At 37.7% G+C, this 7,857-nt stretch carries 6 protein-coding genes; 1 reads left to right on the top strand and 5 read right to left on the bottom strand.

Going from position 1 to position 7,857, the window contains the following annotated elements:
- Positions 1-54: 54 nt before the first annotated feature.
- The 4 genes from L1283_RS16665 to L1283_RS16650 form a co-directional block, all read right to left on the bottom strand.
- A complete protein-coding gene (locus tag L1283_RS16665; RefSeq protein WP_312353052.1) occupies positions 55-900 on the bottom strand; it encodes an AraC family transcriptional regulator in 846 nt (281 codons plus the stop codon).
- A gap of 138 nt (positions 901-1,038) precedes the next feature.
- Entirely contained in the window at positions 1,039-3,882 is a 2,844-nt protein-coding gene (locus tag L1283_RS16660) for a PAS domain-containing hybrid sensor histidine kinase/response regulator (RefSeq protein ID WP_286848457.1), read from the bottom strand.
- Positions 3,883-4,894: 1,012 nt separating this feature from the next.
- Positions 4,895-5,821: an Rpn family recombination-promoting nuclease/putative transposase gene (locus L1283_RS16655; protein WP_286848456.1), complete on the bottom strand. Its 927-nt coding sequence runs from the start codon at positions 5,819-5,821 to the stop codon at positions 4,895-4,897.
- 222 nt (positions 5,822-6,043) lie between these two features.
- Positions 6,044-6,436 (bottom strand): hypothetical protein, encoded by a 393-nt coding sequence (locus L1283_RS16650; protein ID WP_429626348.1) that lies wholly within the window; start codon positions 6,434-6,436, stop codon positions 6,044-6,046.
- On the opposite strand from L1283_RS16650, the gene L1283_RS16645 reads away from it, so the two are divergent.
- The gene (locus L1283_RS16645) at positions 6,422-6,850 is read left to right on the top strand and encodes a hypothetical protein (RefSeq protein ID WP_286848454.1); all 429 of its coding nucleotides are present in this window, start codon (positions 6,422-6,424) and stop codon (positions 6,848-6,850) included. The two genes, L1283_RS16650 and L1283_RS16645, sit on opposite strands and share 15 nt — an antisense overlap.
- Positions 6,851-7,135: 285 nt before the next feature.
- Here L1283_RS16645 and pgl read toward each other — a convergent pair whose 3' ends face one another.
- Positions 7,136-7,846: a 6-phosphogluconolactonase gene (gene pgl, locus L1283_RS16640; protein WP_286848453.1), complete on the bottom strand. Its 711-nt coding sequence runs from the start codon at positions 7,844-7,846 to the stop codon at positions 7,136-7,138.
- Positions 7,847-7,857 lie beyond the last annotated feature (11 nt).

Here is a 7,857-nt window from a genome sequence, read left to right as displayed (position 1 = left end):
TCAGCCAGTATGGCAGTTGAATAACAGCTTTAAACGCACTACGCATCCCTAATTCTAATTCAATTTTGAGGGGTCAGCTTGTTCAAGTATATCCATTAAAAGACTTTTTGCTTCCAGCACTAGCTTTTCATTAATATGAAACAACGCCGTGCGCCCGGTATATTTTTTTACTAAAAAATTCAAATGGCTAGCTGTGAGATTCAGTTCATCTGCGATTTTTCGAACCGTTGGCCTTCCTTCTTTTCGTATATCGGGGGCGTCAATAGCATAAGCATCGAGCACTTTTCTAAACTTGACCATCAGGGAGGCCTGTTTTAACTGAAAAGGAGTTTTTACCTCCTTATCTTTATAATACAGACGACGGATTTGGATAAGCAATACCTTTAATAAAGTTTGCATCATTTCAAAATTATCCTCCTGTCCCGATTTCATTTCAAGAAGCAGCGTTTCGGCTGTATGCGATACCTTGTCCATATCTTGCTGCGAAAGCCTCAGAAGTGAATTGGCCCCACGCATAAAAAATGGGTAATCTTTTTCAAATTTGGGTTTTAGAGGGTCTATTCCAGCAAATTCGGACGTAAAACAAATGAGATAGCCATAAATCGTTTCCTCACGCTGCCAGCTTTCCATTTTACCGGGATATGCAAAGTAAATACTGTTAGCTGAAGTATAGATGGTTTCGTCAGGAAGCAGGAATCTGGGCCCCTGTGTCTTGCAGATTAAAATACGAAAAAAATTACCTCGGAAAAGCGGCATGAAAAGCAATTTGCCTTTTGCCTGGTCTTCAATCCGCATGACGTTAAATAAATCATTCACAGCTGTGCCAATCCTAAAAGTATCGAAAAATTGACTAATGGTATCGAGCCATGGAATTAAAGCCTGTGTCTTTTTGTTTTTCATGCATTAAAGAAATCTATCAAATTTAGCCAATAGCGCGCTATAAAATAAAGGAATTATCAACTTTGACTTAGCGACAAGTTTAAACCTCGTTAACCCGAATAGCCATTATTGACTAAATCATATACAAGTCTTTCATACCTAGTTATTGCTGTCATTTATCAACCATTTTCTCAAAAGCTCCAGCAATGTTTCTTTAACAAAAGGCTTCACAGCAAAATCATCCATTCCACACGAAATGCACCTTTCCTTTTCGTCCTTAATATTACTGGCTGTCAATGCTATAATTGGCGTATGTATCCTCCCCTCTTCATTTCTTCTAATCAATCCAGTTAACTCATAACCATTCATTTCAGGCATCTGTATATCCATGAAGACCAAATCAGGCCTATTCTCCTTGAACAATTCAAATCCCATTACCCCATCGACCGCCTCTATGATTTCCACATTGGGAAGAACATTCTGTACAATGGTTCTAGTAAGCAACATATTAAATTTGTTGTCTTCAATAATTAAAATCTTGTATTTTCTTTCCAAAAAGGCCGTTTCTTTTTCGGCATATTTGATCGTTTCTTCATCCTGCTGTAATGCAGCAACTAATGTTGAATACAGTTGATCTACTTTAACTGGTTTATTAATACAATGAATAATATGGCTGCTTTCAGCAATACGGGCTGGGTTGGTCTCAAGGACGGATAACATTAAAACTACGGGCTGTCCAACTCCTTTGTAGAGTGACTTTTCCCTAATTTTTTTTATCGTATCGATACCGTTCATTATAGGTAGATCATTATCAATAATAATCGCATCATACCGCTCACCTTTGGCCAACATTTGAAGAACTTCAAATCCGTTATCGGCCAACGAGACATTAACTTTCTTCAAATACAACATCAATGCAATATTAGCTCGATCGGCATCTTGTCGGGCAACTATCATAACCTTTAAGGATTCTAAAAGTTTCCATTCATACACATCCCCCTTTTGCGACCTTAATGTTATTTCAAAATAAAATTGACTCCCTTTCCCATATTCGCTCTCCAATTTTAGTTTACTATCCATCATTTTTAGCAATTGATTTGAAATACTAAGTCCAAGCCCTGTTCCCCCAAATCTCTTGCTTATTGAAGCATCTTCTTGAGAAAATGCTTCAAATATTTTTTGCTGTTTTTCTGGTTTAATACCTATTCCGCTGTCCGTTACACTGAAGCGCAGCGTGGTGGAGTTTTCGTCCGAGGATAGTACATCGACATGTAGTGCAACACTTCCCTTGTCCGTAAATTTTATTGCATTACTTAGAAGATTCATGAGCACCTGTTTGAGTCGAAGTGAGTCAACCCAAACATAATGCGGTAGCGATTCTGATAAATTTACCCGAAAATCCAATTTCTTGGCCTTCCACTGAAAGTCAATCAAACTTGTAACCTGAGCAAACATCTCATACAAATCATTTTTTTCAATCGAAAGCTCCAATTTGCCGGCTTCAATTTTAGAAAAATCAAGTATATCGTTTATGATGCTCAAAAGAAGATTAGCAGACTGATCGACAATAGAAACATATTCTTTTTGTGTATCGTCTAGTTTTGTTCGACTCATCAAATCCGTAAAACCTATAATTCCGTTAAGAGGTGTACGAATTTCATGACTCATATTAGCGAGAAACTCTGACTTCGCCACGCTACCCTGGTCAGCAAGCTTTTTAGCTTTCTCTAATTCTTCTCTTTGAAGAACAATCTTCGTGATGTCTGTGGCAATGCCAAGATAACCTATAATCTGACCAGAAATATCGCGCATTGCAGTGACTGCTAGAGATACGTAAAGTCGCGTAAAATCTTTTTTTATATAAGTCCATTCTCTTTGCTCGGATCCGTAGCGCTCTGCCATCTCGACAAACACCCTAAATTCACTAATCGGATACCCAAATTTACTTTCAAGTTCCTTCGCTCGATCTTTAACTTCCCTACTGCTATGAAATAATGTCGGCGTAATTTTACCGATCACTTCATTACCTTTATACCCTAATAAATTTTCTGCGCCCCGGTTGAAAAGTGTTATCAACCCTTCTGCGTCAGTTGCTATGATAGCGACTGCAGTAGTGGCATTCAACACATCTTCGAGCAATTTCTTAGAACGAATCGATTCCGCCTCAGAACGTTTACGTTTATCAATATCCTGAAAAGTGCCATATAGTCGAACGCACTTCCCTTTTTCAAAAGTTGCTTTCCCTAGTGCTCTAACCCACAAGCTTGTACCCTGATAGGTATCAATTTCTAATTCAAGATCCCATGAAGCTCCTGTAGCGATTGCACTATTGATAGCCTGAACAATTTTAATCCTATGTTGAGGATTTTTATAAAACTCAATTGCTGTTTTAATAGTTGGACGATAATCCTTTGGAACCCCATGAATAATCTTTGTCATTTCAGACCAATCGATATAATCATCAACTAAATCATACTCCCAGCTCCCCACTCTGGCCACCTGACTGGTCATGTCTAGTGTAGATTTCGCATATTCCAATTTACTAGTTAACTGGAGGTGCTGGTTTTTCTCTTGAAGTAAGCCAAGAACTTCTGTGCACAATAATGAAAAAAGAGTCTGTTGATTATCAGAAAGCTTGTTTGAGCTACTATCCATAACGCTTAAAAAACCAACTATTTTTCCTTCGTGATTGATGAGTGGTGCTTCATAATAATACAGTATTCCAAAATTCTGGAAAATCACTGAATTGCGCTGCGAAGGAAGTTCATTGCTAAGGTCTGGAAATTCTAGCGTGCCGTTGTCATCAAACACATAGTCCAAAAATACTTTATCGATACTTATATTTCCATCGACATCATGAAAATAGGTCCGTACAAAATTTTTACTGTTGTCGAATAAAGTCAACACCGCCATTTCCGTATTACAAATCAATTTCGCTTTAAGGAGCACTCCAAAAAGATCTTTCTTAATCATGTCAGCGACTAACTTATAATCATTATCCATGATGAGGTGGTCACTGTTATCGTTTTTAGGGTACCTTTGATTCTGCATAAGGTTGTAATATGCTATAGAAATTTAAAGTTTATAACAAAACAACAATTTTATTTGAATAGTTTTTTAATAAAAAAAGAATTAATTCAAATTAAAATATTTTGGAGAACTAGGCATACGCGGAATCATGCGTCATCTGTTCCCTTATATTCCATTACATCAAAGACTTTGATCTGCTCCGCATACATATCAACCGTTGGCTAAAGCCGGGCGGCAGTTTTGTGTTTTCTGTTGAGTATCCGATATTCACTACTAGACCCGACCAAGACTGAATCTACGATGCAGCCGCAAACAAGTTGTACTGGCCCGTAGACCATTACTTTGGAGAAGCAAGGCGGGAAACACACTTTTTACAAAACAATGTAATAAAATAACATAGGACACTTACCACATACCTTACAACCCTGCTGGCCCATAACTTTGCGATCAACTTAGTTACTGGACCACAGCCTAACATGGAGATGGTTAACCATGTTGCCTGAATGGCAGACGAACTCAAAAGCCCTATGATACTGATTGTGTCGGCACAAAAAAGGCCGGAATAAACCAGCCCTGATATATATAGTTATGATCCCAATAATGGGATAGTCGGTTTCAAAAAAATGCTGGCCTAACAAGTGCAAATCAAGCCAGCAAAAGCAATCTTCTCATTTTTCGTATAAGAAACAATTGTAATGTCTTACTCGTTTGAAAAAAATAAAAAAACCTTGAGGAGGGGATCTCAAGGTTTTTACTACCTGTTATTAACCTAATTTATGAAAGTACTCTTATAACAATGGTTAGTTCGCCTTCGTTTGATCTTTTTATAAAAAAGTTGAGTTCGTATTCCCTGCTTCACAATTATTTTATTTAAATGAGAGCTTATTCAAAATAGTATTGTCTAAGACCAACTTAACCTATAAAAAAGAAAAAGGCCACTTAGACAGTATCCAAGTGACCTTAAAATCTTATATTGTAATCTGTTTTATTTTCCTTTAGCCTTCTCTGCCTCGATCTGCTTTACAAACTCTACAGTGACGTCCGCTAATTCGGCTATCTCCGATATCGAAAACTTATTCGAAGACAAAAGATTTTTTATTACTTCCGCCTTCCCTTCGGCTTTTCCTTCAGCTTTTCCCTCAGCCATTGCTTTTTCGCGCGCTCGTTTCAATTGATCCTCCTGACTACTTCGGATACTCTCGGCATCCCATTTATTCCTTAAACTTACGTTGTACATCTCTCGTTCCTCCGGTTTTAGTTTGCTATACTCTGCTAACTGAAATAACTTCTCAAAAATAGGCTTACGCAAATAAGTGGAAAGTCCATTTAGCGAAGACATATTTTTGAGTACATAAAGCCAACGATCTAAATCATTAACTAACTCTGCCTCAGCTTTAACAAAGTTAACCAATTCCACATATATAAAGCCTAGATCGTCATAAAATATTTTACCATGATCTCGATAACATAAACAAATATCGTGCAGAAAACACTTCTCATCCCCCGCATCAGGCATTGCAAATCCATCCATCAGTACAATGATATAAACTTCACTAATTGCATAATTCCAAGCCCTTCGGTTGCCTTTGGGTGCCTGATCCGCTATCAATTTACTGCTGTAATAAAGCATGCGCTTTTTCAAATTATCCTGCGCCGTGCGCTGCACTTCAATAATAAAACGTTCGCCATTGTCTGCCGTACAGGTCAGATCAAAAATAACGGTACCGATATCCTCTGTATCCCCGACATGCTCATTTTTGTTATAATACAGGTCGGCAATAATCTTACGTCCTCTAAACAGTTCGTTTAAGAAAGCGATCAGAAGATCTTTATTGGTATCTGATCCGAAAACTTTTTTAAATCCATAATCTGTTGTAATATCGATATATTTCGACTGTTTCAACTCACTCATAATACATTGTTTTTAAATTGGTTAACAATACAAATATAAGTAAAAAAACATTTTAATACTAATATTTTTAGTATTAAAACATTAGTATGTATATGAATTAAAACAAGTTCCCCGATGAAGATCATTTTCGTCCTATTCACTCCTCGGATCGGGTTTTAGCGGCATCTTGCCACAGCGGATCACCTCAACGGAAGGGCAACCGTATTCCAGAACAACTTTGCCTTAAACCAAATAGACTCCTGCTCCACGGAGTGGATATTTGGCTAGGCTCTGCGGGAAATGGACGGTATCAAAAAAGCGTCCCTCGGCATCAAGGAAGGTTCCGAATTTCATCAGGTCGCCACGCTTGGTCTTCACAAATTTCTCACAGACAAAATCCCCCACAACGCGGATTATTTTCCCTTCGTGCAGATGAAGTTCCCTGGCAGGCATATCGCCCCGATAATCGCTTTTGGTAAGTTCGAATAGCGTACCCGTTACGCAAAAGCCAATCAGCTCCATCTCGTCGTAATAATCCTCCAAGATATCTTCTTCCAAAGGGGGAAGAATAGGCTTGCGACTTTCGGTCTCAAAGAGCGCCATACCTGCTGCGACAGGCTTATGCTTGCTCATCATCAGGTGAGCTGCCCACAGCAATTGCTTTTCCAAGAACTTTACGATAATGTACTAAAGTCGATCAATAGCTTATATTCCAATCCCAAAGAAGGCCTAACTTTGGTTCCTGGGCAGGCGATCACTTTAGCGGCTTACAAACATAGAGGACTTAAAACATCCGCTATTGCTTACTATGATGTCGATTACACCTTGTCTTTTTTGTTTAAAGATGGAAAAATAAGAATTAATAGTCCAACTTTTAATGCTCAAATTATGAACTACAACGGCACTTGGAATAAAATGGACGTGAAAAAATTTTATTTCAAAGGTAACGGTAATCCCAAAAGGGAGAAAAGCCATCAATTCGTAAACGCGTACTTTAATGGGCTGATCAAATCCATTCTTGAAAAATCCGCCAATATTGATAATTGGTAGATGAATTTACCAAAATAAGTTGTTCGTATATACGCTTATCCTGGTATTTTTGCTTAACTGTTATTTTCAAATCGAATAGACCAATTAACTATATTTAAGTTTCCCTACACATTCCCTGGGTATCACATTAAAGGCGTCTTGGCACGGCGGATCGCCCGAGACATAGGATAAAAAAGATCCAATATTTCCATAAGGGGCTATAACTGTATTGACAAGAGTATTTAAGCACCCTTGTCAATCGTTAAGGGAGCCTTTTTGGCTAGGCGTCCCTATAGTTAAATGATATTAAATTCCAGCTTCTTTATCGGTAAAAATCTGGACTCCTGCTTTCTTTTCAATTAACTGTAGCGGATATAGTTCAGGATTATATACACCATTAAGAACTTCATTCAAAGCGCTTCTCTTGGATTTACCAAAGGTAACAATCAGAATATTTTCAGCTTTATTGATAATAGGTTCAGTCAAAGTAATTCTGAACATTGCCTGTGGCTTTAGATAGTAGGCGTCAACCCATTTTTCTTTTTCTTGTAAGATCTTTTCTCCTGGAAACAGAGAAGCTGTGTGGCCATCATCACCCATTCCTAAAAGGATGAAATCAAAAATACCTTCAGCTCTCAAAACATTTCTGATTTGGGCTTCGTATGCTTTAGCGTAATTTTCAGGCTCAATTCCCTCTTTATACATGGGGAAAATCTGATTTTTATTGACCGGAACCTTATTCAAAAGTACTTCCAAAGTCATCTTAAAATTACTTTTCTCATCTTCAAGAGAAACCCATCTTTCATCTACCCAAAAAAAATGGATTTTGTTCCAAATTATTTTATCTGCATATTCAGGAGTAGCTAATAAACTAAAAATAGCTTTCGGTGAAGAGCCACCACTCAACGCGACCACAAATTTATCATGCTTCTGAATCGCTTTTTTCGAAAGCTCAACAAATGTATCTGCTGCTTCTTTATATAAAGCATCCAGATTATTAAATATCGTAATATTCATTCTCTTTTCAT

The organism is Sphingobacterium sp. HSC-15S19 (assembly GCF_050433745.1).
Lineage (GTDB): Bacteria > Bacteroidota > Bacteroidia > Sphingobacteriales > Sphingobacteriaceae > Sphingobacterium > Sphingobacterium siyangense.
The sequence above is the reverse complement of the archived record's forward strand: the minus strand, read 5'-3'. Positions and strand labels throughout refer to the sequence as shown.

Bases quoted from the DNA above. Each gene is read 5' to 3' on its own strand.
- L1283_RS16665 (WP_312353052.1), bottom strand. From the start codon at position 900: ATGAAAAACAAAAAGACACAGGCTTTAATTCCATGGCTCGATACCATT.
- L1283_RS16660 (WP_286848457.1), bottom strand. From the start codon at position 3,882: ATGGATAATGATTATAAGTTAGTCGCTGACATGATTAAGAAAGATCTT.
- L1283_RS16655 (WP_286848456.1), bottom strand. From the start codon at position 5,821: ATGAGTGAGTTGAAACAGTCGAAATATATCGATATTACAACAGATTAT.
- L1283_RS16645 (WP_286848454.1), top strand. From the start codon at position 6,422: ATGCTTGCTCATCATCAGGTGAGCTGCCCACAGCAATTGCTTTTCCAA.
- L1283_RS16650 (WP_429626348.1), bottom strand. From the start codon at position 6,436: ATGATGAGCAAGCATAAGCCTGTCGCAGCAGGTATGGCGCTCTTTGAG.
- pgl (WP_286848453.1), bottom strand. From the start codon at position 7,846: ATGAATATTACGATATTTAATAATCTGGATGCTTTATATAAAGAAGCA.